A 16,957-nucleotide genomic window follows, 5' to 3' on the forward strand; every position below is an offset into this window, starting at 1 on the left:
TCAGTGTCCGCGGAACGCCTCCTCCAGCCACCAGGCACCTCGGTCCGCGACCACCTTGGCGTCGATGAGCAGGGGGACGGAGCGTGGCCCGGCGAGCCAGTCCTCGACGGCCTTCAGATCCGCCCGCGTGCGTACGGTCACCGCCTCGAAGCCGTAGCCCCGCGCCACGGCGGCGATGTCCGTCGGCGGGAACTCGACGGTGTCCAGGGGATGTCCGCCCGGCCCGAAGTGGTGGACCTCGGCCCCGTAGGCGTCGTCGTTGTGGACGACGACCACCATGGGCAGCCCGAGCCTGCGTACGGTGTCGAGTTCCGCGGCGCCCATCATCGCGCCGCCGTCACCGAGCGCGGCAACGGGAAGCCGGTCCGGCCGTGCCAGTGCCGCGCCGATCGCGGTCGCCAGGCCGAGGCCGATCGACTGGAACGCCTGGGTGAAGCAGAGGCCGTTCTCGTCCGGCACCGACAGGTACATGCTCGGGTAGCCCATGAAGTTGCCGGAGTCCACGCCGATCACCCGCTCCGCGGGGAGGATGTCGTCGAGCGCGATGCTCAGTGTGCGCGGGTCGATGCGCTCGCGGGTGCTCGTGTCCTCGTACGGCACGTCCCGCCAGCGCACGCGTGCGGCGATGGACGCGCCGGTGTCGGCGGTCCGAAAGCCCTGGCGGGCCTGTTGGCCCTGTTGCCCTTGCTTGCCCTGATGCCCTTGCCGGGCCTGTTCCCCTTGCCGGGCCTGCCGGTTCGCGTCGTCCGTCTCCAGCGCGCGCCGGGCCGTGAGTTCCACGTCGCCGGTGACTCCGAGGTGCACCTCCCGATGTGCGCCGAGGGCCGACGCGTCGTCGTCGACCTGTACGACGGTGGCGTCCGGGCCGATCAGCCGGCCGTGCCGCATGGTCCACATGTTCAGCGCGCAGCCCCAGCCGACGATCAGGTCGGCCTCCTGGATCAGCTCCGCCGCCAGGGGCGAAGCGAAGCCTCCGGACACGTCGAGCGACCACGGCTCGCCGTGGAACAGGCCGCGGGCGACGGCCGACGTCGCCAGCAGCGCGCCATGGCGTTCGGCAAGCGCCATCAGAGCGTCCCGGGCGCCGGGTGAACGCGACCCCCGGCCGGCCACGAAGACCGGCCGCCGGGACTTCTCCAGCACCCGCGCCAGCGCCTCCACTTCGGCGAACTCCGGCTCCACCGGCGCCCGTTCGGGCGGCACGACGGCGAGGGTCGACTCGTCGGCGAGCACATCGGATACGTCGGGTACGTCAAGGGCCTGCACGCCCAGCGGGAGGTTGAGCAGCACGGTCCGCCGCTCGCACACGGCTCGGCGAACGGCGTCGAGGGCCTGCGTGACCGCGCCCTCCGCCGACGTGACCCGCGCCGAGACCGCGCCCACCGATCGCGCCAGCGCCTCCTGGTCGACGTAGAAGTTGGACCGCGGCTCGGTCACCTCGGCCGCCAGCACGAGCAGCGGCGTGCGGCTCTTGGCCGCCTCGGCGATGCCGGTCATGGCGTTCGTCAGGCCGGGTCCCTGATGAACGCTGAGCGCGGCCACCGTTCCGCTGATCCGGGCGTACGCGTCGGCCATGGTCGCCGCGCCGCCTTCATGACGTGCGGCCACGAACCGCGAACCCGCCGCGACCATGGCATTGGTGAGATGGAAGTTGCCCGAGCCGACCACGCCGAAGACCTGACCGACCCCGGCCGCGTACAGCGCCCGCCCGACGGCCTCGGCGACCTTCACGAACGTTCCACCAGGGCGAGCACCCGCGCGGGAGACCCGGACCCCGTGACGATCGGCAGCGGCCCGGCGACGACGACGCTGCCGGTCGCCGGCAGCACCGCCAGGTTCTGCAACTGGGTCAGCCCGTACTTGTCGCTGCCCATGAGGTACGAGTGACAAGGGAAGGCCGGGTCGAACGAGTGGGCCCCACCGGCGTCGGTGCCCACCGTCTCGACCCCGAGACCGATGACGGGCGACTCCTGTGCCACCCAGCGGGCGCATTCCGGCGACAGGCCTGGGGTGTGCGGGCCGTTCTCGTCCGCGTTCAGGAACGGCTCCTGCGCATGCGAGCGCGTGTCCCAGCCGGTGCGCACCAACAGCCAGCCGCCGTCGGGCAGCGGCCCGTGCTCCGCCTCCCACGCCTTCACATGGTCGACCTCCACGAGGAAGTCCGGGTTCTCCCGCGCCTCCGCCGTGAAGTCCAGCACGGCGGCGGGTGCGACCAGCCGGTTCACCGGTACGGACGCCACGTCGGCCAGGTCCTTGCCGGTCACCCAGTGGTTCGGGGCGTCGAAGTGGGTGCCGGTGTGCTCGCCGCTGCGGAAGTTGTTCCAGTACCAGGCCGGCCCCCGGTCGTCGTACCTGCTGATCTCGTCCAGCTCGAACACCGCCGTCTGGCCGAACTCGGGCGGCAACTGGAGTACCGGTGTCGACGACGACAACGGCGCCGTCAGGTCGACGACTTCGATCGCCCCGCTCCGCAGCGCGGACACCAGCGAGGCGAGGACGGACGGCTCGGGCATGAAGACCTCCATGAGGCAGCGCGGAACTGACAGCATGGCACCGGACATGACGATTGCGGTTCCGTGGTACTCACAGTCCGGTTGGGTCGGTCGACGGTGACGGACGGGGGCACGATGTTCGAAGGGCGTACGGCCGCGATGGCGGTCTCGGTGATCGCGGTCGGGGTACTGGGACTGACCGGCTGCACGTCCGGGTCGGGCGGCGATTCGGCGGAGTCGCCGGATGCGGCGGGAACGGCAGGCACGGCGAGTACGGCGGCCAGTACCGCGCCCCCTTCCTCCGCCAAGCCGCCGGTCTCACCCACGCCTTACCCGTCCGACTCGGCTTCCGCTTCGGCTTCGGCTTCGAGGAGCCCGTCGCCGGTGCCCGTCACCGGGCCCAAGCAGAAGCTGGTGACCATGACGGTCACCGGTGGCTTCGCGGGGGTCAACCAGAAGGTGGTTCTCCGGGGCGACGGCACCGTCCTCGCCGAGGACAAGGGCGACCCCGTCGTGCGCCGGACGAGCAAGGCCCAGTTCACGGAGCTGCGCACGCTGCTCGGCGATCCGGCCCTCGCCGATGTCCCCGAGTTCACGATCGACACGGGGGCGGCCGACATGTTCCAGTACGCGCTGCAGTTCAACGGACGCACGGTCATGACGGACCGATCCGCCGAGCAGCCCGCGCTCGACCGCCTCATCGACGCGCTCAGCGAATGGCTGCCGCGGCGCTGACCTCAAGGACCGGGCAGGGCAGGGGCACGTAACTCATGATCATGCCCCTCGTTGGTCCGGCCGGACATCACGTCTCCCACGACGCCGGGCCCCTGGCCCGGAGCGATGTACGACACGGGCACCTACCTGGGCAAGGTCGAGGTGCCGGTCACCAACACCAACCAGCCGCACCGCATCAGCGCCCGCGTCTGGACCACCGACGGCTGGGCCGCCAACACCAAGGTGGCGGACGTCTCCGCGTTCAGGATCTACCGGGACCACGAACTGACGGGCGGACACTCGCGGCCGAACGCCTCAAGCCCGACGCCTCGGGCCGGACACTCCCGGCCCTGGGGTCAGTGGTGGAACGATTCGGCCCGTACGTGGCGCATCACGCGGCTCGTCACCCGGTACCGGCCGTTCGGCACGGAGGGTGACTGGGTGACGTGCACCGCGAGAGGTCCGGCCCATGCGTAGCCCCGGCTCTCGCCGTGCCGGAGCAGGCTGTCGGTGAGCACCTGGTCGACGCGACCGCCGTTCCGCTCGAGTTCCTGATGGACCGACTCGGGCAGTTCGACACCGTAGGCGTTGGGGACGACGACCAGGTTCTCGCTGCACACGACTGCGTGGTCGTCGCACTCCCTGCGCAGGGCGGCGACCAGTTCGACCGGTTCCTTGTGGCGGAACTGCGCGAGCAGCGACGCTCCGAAGCGCTCCATCGCCCGTTCCAGACCGGTGAGTCTGCTCGCGCGCTCGGGCTGCTCCGGCACCGGCTCGCTGTTCTCGGTCTTGCGACGTTTCTCCTCGGGGACGGTCACGGCGGGCGGGACTCCTTGGTCGGGTGAGTTCGTGTCGTTGTGCTCCATTCGTCTCCAGGTTCCCCGGATGCGGAGAACGACTCGTCCCCGGAACGTGCCGAGGCAGGTCTCGTAGGCAGCGCTGCCTACGGGACCTGCCCATCACGGAATCGACGACCGGCGAAACGGGTCAGCTGCTGACCGGTGTCCAGCGGATCTGGGTGCTGCACAGGGACACAACGACCGCCGCGGCCGCGACCACCCCCAGCCCCCACACCAGGCTGCTGGCATTCGCCACGAAGCCGATGAACGGCGGGCCGGCCAGCAGGCCCGCCGTGCCCGTGGCTGCGACGAGGGCCAGCGCGTCCGAGCCCTGTTTGGCCGCGGCCACATAGACGCAGGGCGTCACGGCCGCGCATCCCAGTCCGACGCAGGCGAACCCGATGAGGGCGGGGACCACTCCCCCGCTCACCAGGGCGAAGGCCAGCCCTGCGGCGGCCAACGCGCTGCCGAGGAGAACGACCCGTCCGTCGCCCCAGCGGCTGCGCCAGCCGTCGGCGAAGAGGCGGGCCAGCACCATCATCCCCGACACCACGGCGATGCCCATGGGCGCGAGTTCCGCCGACGCCTTGGCAACGTCCTTCATGTAGAGGGCGGACCAGTCCGTCATGGCACCCTCGGTCAGGGTGCCGAACACCATGGCGCAGCACATCCACAGCGTCATACGGGACGGAAGGTTCCATCTGCTCCGGGTCTTCTGCTCCTTATCCTCGGCGGGCGCGTCCTCGGCGAGGAGTCCGGGGCGCGCGGCGGCGGTCAGCAGGACGAGGATCACGGCCGCCACTCCGAAGTGCGCCGCGACCGACGAGGTCGCCGCGTTCATGCCGGAGGCGAGGAGCGCCGCGAGCAACGAGCCACCGCTGAAGGTCGCGTGCAGTCTGGCCATGGCGTTGCGTTCGTGCAGGGTCTCAAGGGCCGCGCCCTGCGCGTTCATGGCGACGTTCAGGCATCCCACGAAGATGCCGTCGGCGCACATGACCAGCAGGGCGACCGGATAGTTCGGCGCGGCGGCCAGCGCCAGGAGCAGGAGGGTCAGGCAGAGGGCCGACAGGAGCGCGAGCCGCGCCGACCCCAGCCGCTTCATGAGCACCGGGACCACGGGGAACGACGCCACCGCGCCGATCCCCGCCGCCATCAGCAGCACACCCACCTCGGCCGCGGTCAGGCCGAGGTCCGCCTTGATGGCCGGGATCCGTGCGGCCCAGGTGGCGTACTGGAAGCCGAGGGAGCAGAACAGTGCGGCGATCGCCAACTGGCTGCGAAGAAAGGGGTCATGGACACGGGACACGCACATCAGCTCGCTTCGTCGGGGCGGAGGGGCCGCGCGGCACCACGCCGGTCGGCTCAGGCTGTGGACCCAGGTCGGTCGGCACCGCCTTGGACATGTAGACGGCGTTCGCGCCGTAGCCGCCGGGCGAGATCCCCGGGTGTGCGGTGTAGCCGCGGGCCGACCAGAACGTGTCGCTGCTGCCGACGGCGATCAGCGAGATCCGTTCGTACCCGCGCGACCGGGCCGTCAGGGTGAAGTGGTGAAGAAGGCGCTGACCCAGCCCTCTGCCACGAAGACCCTCCGCGACAACGATGTCGTGCAAGTGGAGGTTGCGGGAGGCGGGCGCGGGCAGCGGCGGGACCACCGCCTCCTCGGCCCGTTCCAGGTCCGGGTACCTGAGGGCCGGATAGGGCAACGCCAGCAGGTAGCCGGCCGGCCCGGACCCGACGTCCAGGACGAAACACGTACCCGGCGAGATCTCCGCCCGCGACCGAAGTGCCGCGCGGCCCTCCGACAGGCCGAGCCCGGCGTACGCACGGGACTCGATCGCCACGATGCCGTCCCAGTCGGCCTCGGTGATGTGGCGTACGTGTACGACGTCGGTCACGGGCGGCCCGCCCTCGTCCAGGTGTACGGGAGCGGATCGAAACCGTTGAAGCCCTGGGTCATGTAACTGATCGCGTAGGCCCCGCTGGACATCACCCAGACCGGATCCCCCGACGCCAGGTCCTTGGGTACGTGGACGAGACCGCCGTGTTCATGGAGGTAGGCGTCGTCGCTGTCGCAGGTGGGACCCGCGACGACGGCGGGAACGTACTCGGCGTCGGGGTGCGTGGGAAACACGAGCCGGTACTGCAGGGCGTCCATCTCGTAGAGCCCGTTGAACTTGCCGCAGCTCAGGTAGAGCCAGTGCTGCCGCTCGCCGTCCGGTCCCCGCCGCTCGGCGAGCCGGGCCGCATGGGCCCGGATGGCTCCCTGGTCTGCGACCAGATGACGCCCGGGCTCCATGACGAACCGGAGGTGGTCGCCGTGAACGCCCCTCAGGTACCGCATCCCCTCGCGGATCACGGCGAAGATCTTGTCCATCGGCGGGTCCAGGGGCATGCCGAACCTGTCGAGGTATCCGAGTGCCGGGAGACCGCCGCCGAGGTTGACATGGTCCAGGGACATCCCGCGCCGGCCCAGGGCGGTCAGGACGTCCGCCAGGGATTCGACGGCGCTGTGCCAGGCGTCCGCCGTCATCTGCTGGGACCCGACGTGCACGGACAGGCCCGACGGCGTCAGGCCCTGTGCCCGTGCCGCCTCAAGTACCTGTACGGCGTCGGCGGGTGAGCAGCCGAACTTGTTGCTGAGGCCCCACAGCGCCCCTTCACCGGTGGTCGTCAGCCTGCAGAACACCCGGGCTCCCGGGGCATGGGCGGCGATGGCCGCCACGTCCTCCAGGCTGTCGGTCGCGAAGTCCCTGACGCCGAGTCGATGGGCGTCGGCGATGTCCCGGTCGGACTTGACGGTGTTGCCGTAGTGCATCCGGTCGAGCGGCACACCTGCCCGCAGCGCCTGCTCCAGTTCACGAGGGCTCGCCCCGTCCACTCCGGCGCCCTTCGCCGCCAGACCCGCGAGCACCTCGTCCACCGGACAGGCCTTCATCGCGAACCGCACGAGGACTCCGGGCAGTTCACGCCGCAGCGTCTCGTAGCGGTCCTCGATACCGGTCAGGTCGAAGACGATCCGGTCGTCGTCGGCGGCCGCCAGAGCGGCGAGCAGGGCCGCGGACTCGTGCTTCGCGGAGCCTTGCACTGCCAACCCATGCGTTGGTGACTCATGTGTTGCTGACTCATGTGTTGCTGACTCATGTGTCGTGGCCGCCCTCACCCCGGCCGCCCCGGTGAGGTGTGTACGGGGGTGTGCCGGGCCGCGTGCACCAACGGCCCCCACGCCTCGGTCAGGAGGGCGAAGTCCTCCATGTCGCTGCGGGCCTCGTCGAGGAGCCGTTCCCGGCGCGTGGCCAGGAGGTCGGCGAACTCTGCGTACGCGCCGCCCAGTTTCCGGTACGCCGTGTCGAGGGCGTCCAACCGCTGGACGTTCTCGGTGCGGTCGAGCCCCGTGCTCTCACTCACCAGCCGGGCGACGACGTACGCGCGCACCTGTCCCCGCTCGTCGGTCAACGCCGGGCCGGCCTCGGCCATCCCGTCGTAGATGACGTTGAAGTAGAGCATCGACAGCAGGAACTTGACGTAGCGCATCTGGTACGCCGTGAAGCCCGCGTCCGTTCTGCGTTCGCCGGTGTAGAAGTTCACGATGTTCCGGTTGTGCAGCACACCGGGCAGTACGGCGTCGTGGACCAGGTGGATCAGGAAGTAGTCGCTGCCGATGGTGTCGGTGGCGGGTGGCAGCGGTACGTGTTCGTGCACCCCGTGGAAGCTGATGTTGCACATGTCCACGCGCATCGGGTCGACCAGGGCCAGCGTCGAGTGGTCCTGGACGAACGCGTCCGTGCCCGCGCCGCGGAAGGACTCGTCCACGAGTTCCCTCTTCTGCTCGCCCGACCAGTGGGCGGGTGCCCAGAGGCTGACCAGGTCGTAGTAGACGTCGCGGTCGATCCGGAGGATCTCGCCGATGTCCACGGACAGTTCGCCCACGAAGGAGCTGCCCACCATCGCGACCCGCTTGTCCGCGTGCTCCGCGGCCAGCGCGTTCTCGGTGACGTCGTGCGCGGCGTCGGCCGCGCGTCGGCCGAGCGAGGTGAGTTCGTGATGAATGGGGAAGACGGTCTCGCCGTTCACCACCTGGTACCGGCTGTCGGAGTCCCTGCGGTGCACGGACTCGCAGCCGAGTGCGGCGCCGATGAGGAACGCCCGGTTGGTGCAGGCACCGTAGGAGAGGCCCGCGGGGAGCATCAGTTCCAGCAGGAGGTCGGGCTTCGTGGTTCCGGCCCGGCCGATCGCCCGCTGGAGGAAGTCCCGCTGCCGCGCCTCGTCCATGTGGTGTACGACGATCCGCGGGCCGACGGGGAGGCGCCGTACGGTCTCGGCGTGTTCCGCGTAGGCGGGGGCGTCGCAGGAGTCCAGGATCAGCAGGTGCACCTCGGTGCCAAAGTGCTCGGCCGCGTAGGCCGCTTCCTCACCGATGGCCTCGATCGTCGCGGAACAGGGCCTGTTGGTGGGAAGGGTCAGACATATTCTGCGCATGCCGCTTCTCCGACCGGCTCGTCCAGTTCCGGACCGTTCCAGGACGCGAGGCCCAGCAACTTGGCGCCCAGGTCACTGAGTTCGGCCCTGCCGTACCGCAGGGACTCGTGTCGCACGGCGTCGCCGAGCAGCGTCGCGTTCCAGTCCGGAGTGCTGAGGGTGCGCCATGACTCGACCCGTGAGTCCCTGAGGGTCTGGTGGGTCTCCAGCGCAGGCATCATCGACAGGTACTGCACCGCCCGCACGCCGTTGCGGGTGGAGGTGTTGGGGGCGACTCCGTGTGCCAGGAGACCGTTGAAGATCAGCAGGTCGCCGGCTTCGAGTTCCGGTCGTACGACGGGGAATTCGGCCTTGTCGATCCTGGGCCGGATCGGGTCACGGTCGTCCGGCTGGAGTGCCTTCCACCGGTCCAGCTGCCGGAACAGCTCGGGGCAGCACTGGAAGCCGCCGAGTTCCGGACTGGTGTCGTTGAGCGCGATGATCCCCTGGACCCGCTGCGGCGGTATGCCGAGCGTCGTGTCGACGTCCCAGTGCAGCTCGATGTCGAAGCCCTCGTCCGTACGCGGGATGAGGGCCCGGTCGCGGTTCTTGATGTTGGGCGGGTTCAGGTTGAGCCGGTCGAGGGTCACCCACAGCTCTTCGCAGTCCCATACGTCGACGAACGCGTCGTAGACCCGCTGCGACTGGCGGCTGTCCCAGAGGAGTTGGTGCTGGTAGGCCTCTACGAACCCGTAGATGTGCAGGTCACGGTCCAGGTCCGAGCGGTACTCGCGATCCTCGTACCAGGTGTCCGGGCGCTCGGGGTCGAGTCCTTGGAAGTCCCAGCTGAAGTCCAGCAGGTTCCGGGCCGCCGAAGCGGGGATGGCCTGCTTCACCACGACGTAGCCGTAGGTCTGCCATAAGGCCAGGTCTTCCTCGGACAGCACCCTGAGCGGGACGGTCTTCTTGAGGTCGCGCAGCGGGGTCTGCGCCAGATAGGTCTCGCCGTCCGAACTGAAGTAGGGGACGCGAGATGCGGCTCGATGGAGATAGTCGTCAGGCATGGGCATGCAGTGCTCCGGACCTCGGGATTCCCCGCCGACGGAGACGTCGACGAGGACGGAAACGCGGTCACCGGTGGCTCGCGGCACGTGAATCGCGGGTGGATCCGGACGGGCGGCGGTCTGCGCAGCCCGCTTCCGGACGCGCACCGGCGCTGTACGACGACACCGGAAGCAGCGCACGTCGCACGGCACGAGGAGAGACGGCCGGCCTGCAGGGTCACTGCATCGGGTGCCGCGCCAGCCCCCCTCGAACTCGCGTGCCACTAACCTGGACTAGACCAACCGTCGTGTCAAACACGGTCGTTGACTGCGTGTCGCACCCAAATCGCCTGCACCGAAACCCGGTTGAGAGCACCCAGGAGGCGGCCCACCTGGCACAACAGCCCCAGGGTGGCACCCACGCAGCGACCCAACGCACCTCTTGACACAAGCGGTTAGCCTGAGCGGAGACTCATTGGTCTGTACCAAGCTGTGCCGTGGTGTCGATGCGTCGTCATCGGCGGCACCGACGCGCGGGCCCTACCCGAAAGGCGAACGCACTCGATGGTCTCCAGCAAGCACAGCAAGGAGTTGCGGCGGCTGGCGCTCTCCGTCCTGCAGCCGGGGTTCGTGGGCACCGAGGCACCGGACTGGGTTCTGCGCGAGATCGGCGACGGGCTCGCATCCGTCGTGCTCTTCTCCCGCAACATCGTCTCGCTGGACCAGGTCGCCCGACTGACCGCGCAACTGCGCGCGGAAAACCCCGAGTTGATCATCGCGATCGACGAGGAGGCCGGCGACGTCACCCGGATCGAGTCCGCGACCGGCTCCACCCGACCGGGCAACTTCGCCCTCGGCACCGTCGACGACACCGAACTCACCGAGTCCGTCGCCGCGGGCCTCGGCCGCCAACTGCGCGCCATCGGCGTGAGTCTCGACTACGCGCCCAGCGCGGACGTCAACTCCAACCCCGACAACCCGATCATCGGGGTCAGGTCCTTCGGCGTCGACCCGAAGGTGGTGTCCCGGCACACCGCCGCGTGGATCCGGGGGCTCCAGTCGGCCGGCGTCGCCGCCTGCGCCAAGCACTTCCCCGGTCACGGCGACGTCGCCGTCGACTCACACCACGGCCTGCCCACGTACGGTGCCGACCGCGAAGAGATCGCCGCGCAGGCCCTGCCACCGTTCCGGGCCGCCCTGGACGCGGGTGTTCGCGCGGTGATGAGCGGCCACCTCCTGGTGCCCGCGTACGATCCCGGCCTGCCCGCCACGCTCAGCCCGCGCATCCTGGGCGACCTGCTCCGCGGGGAGCTCGGGTTCGAGGGGATGACGGTCACCGACGCCATCGAGATGGGTGCCGTCGCCGACCTCTACGGGATCGACGGCGCCACGGTGAAGGCGGTCGCCGCCGGTGCCGACGCGGTCTGTGTCGGCGGCGAGAACGCCGAGGAGGCCACCGTCGGCCTCCTCGCCGGCGCCCTCGCCGACGCCGTGGTCTCCGGTGACCTCACCCGGGAGCGGCTGGAGGAAGCGGCCGGGCGTGTATGGGAGTTCGCCGACTGGTCGGCCGGCCTGGTCCAGGCCGACACCGTCGTCGCGATCAGCAACGACATCGGCTTCACGGCCGCGCGTCGCGCCATCCGGCTGGCCGGAGCGGCACGGGACGCCCTGCCCCTGTCCGCCGCGCCACACGTGGTGGAGTTCGTGGCGACCACCAACCTGGCCATCGGCAAGGAGACACCGTGGGGTGTCGCCGCCCCGCTGAGCGAGCGGCTGCCCGGCACGACCACCGCCCGGGTGCGGCACCAGGAGTTGGACTCGCGGACCGCTGCCATGAGCGCCCTCAAGACCTGCGCGCTGGAGCCTGCCGCCGGGCGCCCCTTGGTCGTTGTCGTCAGGGACGCCTCCCGGCACGAGTGGATGGCCCGCGCCCTCGCGGACCTCATCGCGGCGCGTCCAGACGCGATCGTCGTGGAGATGGGGCTGCCGAGTGCCGCTGTTCCGGGGGCGGTTCAGATCTTCACCCATGGCGCCACCGCTGCTTCCGGGGTGGCCGCCGCGGAGGTGCTGGTGGGCGCTCGGTAGGCCGTCGGGCGGGGTTGGTGGGCCGTGCGGCCTGGTAGGCCGTGGCTTCTTGGCATGCCACGGCCTGTCCGAGCGCAGGAGCAGGCCGGTGTGCCGGTCTGCTTTGGGCGGCCGCGCCCTCAGCCCGATGCGGCGGCTGCCGCCGCTGCCCGGAACGGGCGGAAGAACGCGCGCACCTCTTCCGCGTACAGCTCGGGCTCCTCGAACGGTGCGAAGTGGCCGCCGCGCGGGGGTTCGGTCACGCGTACGGCGTTCGTGGTGCGGTCGAGCCAGGCCCGCGGCGGGCGGACGACGTCGCCGCGGAAGAGCGAGAAGCCGGACGGCACCTCGACCCGGCGGGTGCGCTGCGCGGCCGGGATCGCGGCGTTCGCGTTGTACACACGCATCGACGAACCGATCGTCCCCGTCAGCCAGTAGAGCGTGACGTTGGTGAGGATCTCGTCCTTGGTGAACGCCCGCTCGATGTCGCCGTCGCAGTCGCTCCACGCCCGGAGCTTCTCGACGATCCACGCGGCGAGCCCGGCCGGCGAGTCGGTGAGCCCGACGGCGGCGGTCTGGGGCTTCGTGCTCTGCATGGCTCCGTAGGCGCCCTCGGCCCGGCCCCAGGCCGCGGCGGACTCGAACCAGGCGCGCTCCTCGGGCGTGAGCTCCGCCGGGTCGCCGGTGAGGACGGGCAGGCCCGCGTCCGTACGGTGCACGGCCACGACCCGTTCGGGGTGCTCAAGTGCGAGGTAGCGGCTCACGTGGCTGCCCATGTCCCCGCCCGCCGCACCGAACCGCTCGTAGCCGAGGACGCTCATGAGCTCGGCCCAGAGTCCGGCGACGGCGATGGTGTCGAGCGGCGGGCCGGCGGGGCGGTCGGAGTACCCGAAGCCCGGCATGTCCGGCACCACGACGTCGAACGCGTCGGCGGGGTCGGCGCCGTGCGCGCCGGGATCGGTGAGGAGCGGGACGACCTTCGTATAGCGCCAGAACGAGTCCGGCCAGCCATGGCTGAGGACGAGCGGCAGGGCGGGCCCGGTCGGCGCGACTGCCCTGGCGTGTACGAAGTGGATGCCCAGGCCGCCGAGCGGGACGCGGAAGCGGGGCAGTCGGGCGAGCGCCGCCTCCTGCGCGGGCCAGTCGAACCCGTCCGCCCAGTAGGCGATCAGCTCGCGAAGGTAGGCGATGTCGGTACCGAGCGACCACCCGGCGTCCTCGGGCGCATCCGGCCAGCGCGTCGCGCGCAGCCGCGTACGGAGGTCTTCGAGCACCGCGGGATCGGTGTGTGGTGTGAACGGCTCGGGGCGGGGCGAAGCGTCCGACATGGGACGCGCCCTACAAGCCGCGCCCCGGCGTGTTCGCGCTGCCTACGCGGGGTACCGGGGTCACGGTGGCCCCGGAGCCCGCTTCCTCGGGACTCCGACAACGCCGGAGACGGCGGCCTTGAGAATGCGGCGGAAGGTGGGGCATTCCGTATGGCTCGGCGCGGGACAGACGGCGGCGTGCCGCAGGGAATCGCGCAGTACGCCGAGTTCGCGGATCGTCCTGTCCAGCTCCTCCGCCTTGTCCGTGAGCATCTGCCGGTCGATGCGTGGCTGTCCGTCGGGCGCGATCATGCGCGCGATCTCGTCGAGCGAGAACCCGGCGGTCCGCCCCAACGCGATCAGCGCCAGGCGCTCCAGTACGCCGGGATCGTACTGACGGCGCAGGCCCCGCCTGCCGGTCGGGGCGATCAGCCCCTTCTCCTCGTAGAACCGCAGCGTCGAGGCGGGAACCCCGGCGCGGTGCGCCACCTCGGAGATGTCCAGGTCTGTCATTCTCTTGACCTCAAGTCGACTTGAAGTAGCACGCTCTCACCGAGGCCCGTTGAAGGCAAGCAGAGGACAGGCAGAGGAGACGGACATGGACGCCACGCACAGGACCGATGACGAGCAGGCGGCACGCTGGAACGGGCCCGCCGCCAATGCCTGGGTCGAGGCGCAGTCATTGGTGGAGGGCGTGCTCAGGCCCTTCGAAGACCTCCTCGTCGAAGCGATGTCCGCGGATCGGGAAGGCCATGTGCTCGGTGAGAGAGACCGCGTGCTCGGTGAGAGAGACCGCGTGCTCGACGTCGGCTGCGGCACCGGCTCCACCACGCTTGCCGTGGCGCGGCGGCTCGGTGCGGCAGGGCACGTCGTCGGCGTCGACATTTCCGAGCCGATGCTCACCGCGGCCCGGGCGCGCGCCGAGCAGACGGATACGCAAGCGTCCTTCATCCACGCCGACGCGCAGGAGTACGCGTTCGAGCCCGCCACCTTCGACGCGGTCATGTCGCGCTTCGGCGTCATGTTCTTCAAGGACTCCGTCCGAGCCTTCGCGAACCTGCGGCGTGCCGCGAAGGACGGGGCCGTGCTCAGGTTCATCGCGTGGCGCGGCCCGGCGGAGAATCCGTTCATGACGACGGCCGAACGCGCCGCGGCGCCGCTCCTTCCGAACCTCCCCGCCCGTCGGCCGGACGAGCCGGGGCAGTTCGCCTTCGCGGACGCCGACAGGATCCGGCGCATCCTGGAGGAGGCCGGCTGGACCGGGATCGACATCCGGCCGAGGGACGTGACCTGCACGCTCCCCGAGAGCGAGTTGATCCGCTACTTCTCCCGGTTCGGTCCACTGGGCCTGATCCTGGGCGAGGCGGACGAGCAGACCCGCGCGCGGGTCCTCGAAACGGTCCGCGCCGCCTTCGACCCCTTCGTGCAAGGCGCGGAAGTCCGCTTCACCGCGGCCAGTTGGCTGGTCGGAGCCCGGGCATCGTCCGCGTGAACGGGGTGGCCGAAGGACCGGCCCGGGTCAGCGCTTGGCGAACTGGGCCCGGGTCGACTGCACGGCGTTCGCCGTCAACGCGACCCCGTTGAGCGTGAGTTGCTCTCCGAAGATGTCCGTGACCCTGATCGCGCCGCCGCACCCGGTGCCGTCGTCGGAGATGAAGTAGTTGTATTCGGCGCGCGTCAGCTGACGCCAGCCGCTGCCCGCGCGTACTTCGAGCCGGGCCACCGGATTGCGGTGACCGATGACCTGGATGCCGCACCAGTAGCGGCTGGACCCGGTCTTGTACCGGACCGAGACCGTGCCTGCGGCACTCGGGCTCGACAGCGTCCAGGTGATCGGGATCTTGCCGGCCGAGGGCTGGGCGAGTTTGGCGAAGGCCTCCGCGCTGAGGTCGATCTGACCGGGTGCGCAGTCGCCCGGGCATTCGTTGGTGATGCGAACCGTGATGGAGGCCCCGTTGGCCGCGCGGACGAGTACGTACGCCCCGCACGCCTTGGCGGTTTCGTAGTCGGTGCTGTTCATCGCCGCGGTCATGACGTCACCGCTCGCGTCGTACATACAGGCGCCCGAACCGTCCGCGTCGTAGAACGTGGCGACGCCTCGGTAGGTGGCACCGGGCCGTATGCGTCCCGCCAACGGCGCGGCGGCGGACCCGGTTCGCGGGGTGTCCGCGGCCGAGGGCTTCGCCGACGTGGCGGTCGGGCTGGCGGACTCCTTCCGCGGAGTGCGCTTGGCCGACGGCGTCGCCGAAGCCTCGGTCGCGCCGGCGGACGCGGTCGGAGACACGGTCGCGGGCGGGACATCCGCCTGAGTACCGGCGACGGGCTTGGCCTCGGCGTCCCCGGTGTCGCCCTTGTGGTCGACAACCAGCCCCACGATCAAGGAGGCAACGATGAGCGCCCCGGCCGCCGCGATGAACAGCCACCGTCTGTGCACGGGACCTCCTTGACTGCCGCGGCCTGTTACTGCGACCTGACGGCCGCGGGCGCGGAGTCAGTGATGGTCCCAGACCCGGGAGCACGGCGGCAAGCCTGAGTTTGTGGGGTGGCTGGGGCCCCTGCAGCGTGCTCTGCGTGTATGCCGTCGAACATCGAAACTGCCCCTTCGGGCAGGCCAGTGTGCCTCGATGGCCGGTGACGTGCGGTTGAGGGGCCGTTAGCGTCCCGATGTGAGCATGAACATTCCGTCGACACCACGCCCGTCCGCACTACCTCCGCGCAGCCAGCCCGGCACGTGACCGAGGAGAGGGAAGGCGCGGCAGCCGTCCACGAGGCGACGGGCACGGCCGAACGAGTCGGCGCCGAAGGGGCGTTCAGTCGCCACCGGACACGTACAGAGTCGGCAGATCATGCCGGGCCGGACGGGCCGGCGGATGTCGTGGTGGCCGAGGACGTCATCGATGATGAACAGCCGGAGCATGAGCACCTGTCGGCGGTGCCGCCCGCGGACGAGAAGCAACGGCCGCGGCGCCGCGGTCCCGGACCCTTCGCCCTGATCGTGGCGCCCAGTCTGCTGGCGCTGATCGGGGTGTCGGGATATCTGGCCCTGACCGGCGGGCTCTCCCCCGACCAGTCCGAGGGGTCGGAACCGGCACAGACGTCCGTCGCCAACGTCGATGCCTCGTACGTCCCTTGGCTGCGCAAGGCGGCCGAAGCCTGCACGGTCGTCACTCCCTCCCTCCTCGCCGCTCAGATCGATCAGCTCTCCGGGTGGAGCAACGACAGCGCCAGCCTGTCTCAGCAGGGGATCGCAGGCTTCACGGACGCCCAGTGGCGGACCTGGGGCCGGGACGACAACTCCAACGGCCGTTCCTCGCCGCGCGATCCGGAGGACGCCATCATGGCCCTCGGCCGGCAGGACTGTTCTCTCGCCGAGAAGGTGACCGGCCTCAGGACCGAGGGAACGGTCAGCGGCAACCTCGTGGACCTCACGCTCGCCGCCTACACGGTCGGGACGGACACCGTGAAGCAGGCGGGCCGTGTTCCCGCCGACGCACGCACATTCCTCGAAAAGGTCAAGGCACGGCTTCCGCGGTACGACGCACTCGTCCGTCGAAACCCCGAGCAGAACGGCGGCCAGAACGCCGCCGCCATACTGACCCATCCCGTCGGCACACTCACGGTCACCTCGTCCTTCGGATCGCGTACGCATCCGCTCACCGGGGTCACCAAGCTCCACACGGGAGTGGACTTCGGCGCGCCTCAAGGGGCACAGGTCTCCGCCGCGCGTGACGGCCGGATCGAGTTCGCGGGCACGACCTCGGCGTACGGCATCCGTGTGGTGATCGACCACGGCACGATCGGCGGCAAGCGGCTGCAGACGACCTACAGTCACCTGTCGGCCCTCCAGGTCACGGCGGGCCAGACCGTGACCGCCGGCTCCCCGATCGGGCTCGTCGGCTCCACCGGCCTGTCGACGGGGCCCCACCTGCACTTCGAGGTCCTCCTCGACGGCCAGTACATGGACCCGCTGCCCTGGCTGAGCACCGCCCGCTGACCGCTCCGGCTGCGGCTCCTGCTCCTGCTCCTGCACACGTACGCGCGAA

General features: G+C 70.4%; 15 protein-coding genes. 4 read left to right on the forward strand and 11 right to left on the reverse strand.

From position 1 onward, the window contains the following. Together O3Q52_RS08715 and O3Q52_RS08720 are read right to left on the reverse strand one after the other, a co-directional pair. Positions 1-1,731, reverse strand: a complete 1,731-nt coding sequence (locus O3Q52_RS08715; RefSeq protein WP_269648227.1) for a thiamine pyrophosphate-binding protein — start codon at positions 1,729-1,731, stop codon at positions 1-3. Beyond that, on the reverse strand, positions 1,728-2,513 hold the full coding sequence (locus tag O3Q52_RS08720) for a cyclase family protein (RefSeq protein ID WP_269648229.1): 786 nt from the start codon (positions 2,511-2,513) through the stop codon (positions 1,728-1,730). Before O3Q52_RS08720 ends, O3Q52_RS08715 begins: the two co-directional genes overlap by 4 nt. Positions 2,514-2,876: 363 nt before the next feature. Here O3Q52_RS08720 and O3Q52_RS08725 point away from each other — a divergent pair, with 363 nt between their 5' ends. Next, positions 2,877-3,227, forward strand: a complete 351-nt coding sequence (locus tag O3Q52_RS08725; protein WP_269648230.1) for a hypothetical protein — start codon at positions 2,877-2,879, stop codon at positions 3,225-3,227. Between the two features lie 335 nt (positions 3,228-3,562). On the opposite strand, the gene O3Q52_RS08730 is transcribed toward O3Q52_RS08725, so the two are convergent. The 6 genes from O3Q52_RS08730 to O3Q52_RS08755 all read right to left on the reverse strand — a co-directional run bounded on the left by O3Q52_RS08730 (position 3,563) and on the right by O3Q52_RS08755 (position 9,570). Then, positions 3,563-3,937, reverse strand: a complete 375-nt coding sequence (locus O3Q52_RS08730; RefSeq protein ID WP_269648245.1) for a DUF3662 domain-containing protein — start codon at positions 3,935-3,937, stop codon at positions 3,563-3,565. 256 nt (positions 3,938-4,193) lie between these two features. Next, positions 4,194-5,357 carry an MFS transporter gene (locus O3Q52_RS08735; RefSeq protein ID WP_269648231.1) on the reverse strand — a complete coding sequence of 388 codons (1,164 nt, stop codon included), beginning with the start codon at positions 5,355-5,357 and terminating at the stop codon, positions 4,194-4,196. After that, complete coding sequence (locus O3Q52_RS08740) at positions 5,335-5,940, reverse strand: GNAT family N-acetyltransferase (RefSeq protein ID WP_269648232.1); 606 nt, start codon at positions 5,938-5,940, stop codon at positions 5,335-5,337. The genes O3Q52_RS08735 and O3Q52_RS08740 overlap by 23 nt, the downstream gene beginning before the upstream one ends. After that, entirely contained in the window at positions 5,937-7,130 is a 1,194-nt protein-coding gene (locus O3Q52_RS08745) for a type III PLP-dependent enzyme (protein ID WP_269648246.1), read from the reverse strand. Before O3Q52_RS08745 ends, O3Q52_RS08740 begins: the two co-directional genes overlap by 4 nt. 71 nt (positions 7,131-7,201) lie before the next feature. After that, positions 7,202-8,521 carry a DUF6271 family protein gene (locus tag O3Q52_RS08750; protein ID WP_269648233.1) on the reverse strand — a complete coding sequence of 440 codons (1,320 nt, stop codon included), beginning with the start codon at positions 8,519-8,521 and terminating at the stop codon, positions 7,202-7,204. Next, entirely contained in the window at positions 8,503-9,570 is a 1,068-nt protein-coding gene (locus tag O3Q52_RS08755) for a phytanoyl-CoA dioxygenase family protein (protein WP_269648234.1), read from the reverse strand. Before O3Q52_RS08755 ends, O3Q52_RS08750 begins: the two co-directional genes overlap by 19 nt. A 537-nt stretch (positions 9,571-10,107) precedes the next feature. On the opposite strand from O3Q52_RS08755, the gene O3Q52_RS08760 reads away from it, so the two are divergent. After that, positions 10,108-11,628: a glycoside hydrolase family 3 protein gene (locus O3Q52_RS08760; RefSeq protein WP_269648235.1), complete on the forward strand. Its 1,521-nt coding sequence runs from the start codon at positions 10,108-10,110 to the stop codon at positions 11,626-11,628. A gap of 119 nt (positions 11,629-11,747) precedes the next feature. Here O3Q52_RS08760 and O3Q52_RS08765 read toward each other — a convergent pair whose 3' ends face one another. After that, entirely contained in the window at positions 11,748-12,935 is a 1,188-nt protein-coding gene (locus O3Q52_RS08765; protein WP_269648236.1) for an epoxide hydrolase family protein, read from the reverse strand. A 60-nt stretch (positions 12,936-12,995) separates the two neighbouring features. After that, positions 12,996-13,427, reverse strand: a complete 432-nt coding sequence (locus tag O3Q52_RS08770; RefSeq protein WP_269648237.1) for a helix-turn-helix domain-containing protein — start codon at positions 13,425-13,427, stop codon at positions 12,996-12,998. 85 nt (positions 13,428-13,512) lie between these two features. Here O3Q52_RS08770 and O3Q52_RS08775 point away from each other — a divergent pair, with 85 nt between their 5' ends. Then, the gene (locus tag O3Q52_RS08775) at positions 13,513-14,406 is read left to right on the forward strand and encodes a class I SAM-dependent methyltransferase (RefSeq protein WP_269648238.1); all 894 of its coding nucleotides are present in this window, start codon (positions 13,513-13,515) and stop codon (positions 14,404-14,406) included. Between the two features lie 27 nt (positions 14,407-14,433). On the opposite strand, the gene O3Q52_RS08780 is transcribed toward O3Q52_RS08775, so the two are convergent. Next, positions 14,434-15,348, reverse strand: a complete 915-nt coding sequence (locus O3Q52_RS08780) for an expansin EXLX1 family cellulose-binding protein (RefSeq protein WP_269648239.1) — start codon at positions 15,346-15,348, stop codon at positions 14,434-14,436. Positions 15,349-15,645: 297 nt separating this feature from the next. On the opposite strand from O3Q52_RS08780, the gene O3Q52_RS08785 reads away from it, so the two are divergent. Then, entirely contained in the window at positions 15,646-16,908 is a 1,263-nt protein-coding gene (locus O3Q52_RS08785; protein WP_332112887.1) for a M23 family metallopeptidase, read from the forward strand. Positions 16,909-16,957: the final 49 nt, after the last annotated feature.

It is taken from the genome of Streptomyces sp. ActVer, from assembly GCF_027270795.1.
GTDB classification, from domain to species: Bacteria; Actinomycetota; Actinomycetes; order Streptomycetales; family Streptomycetaceae; genus Streptomyces; species Streptomyces umbrinus_A.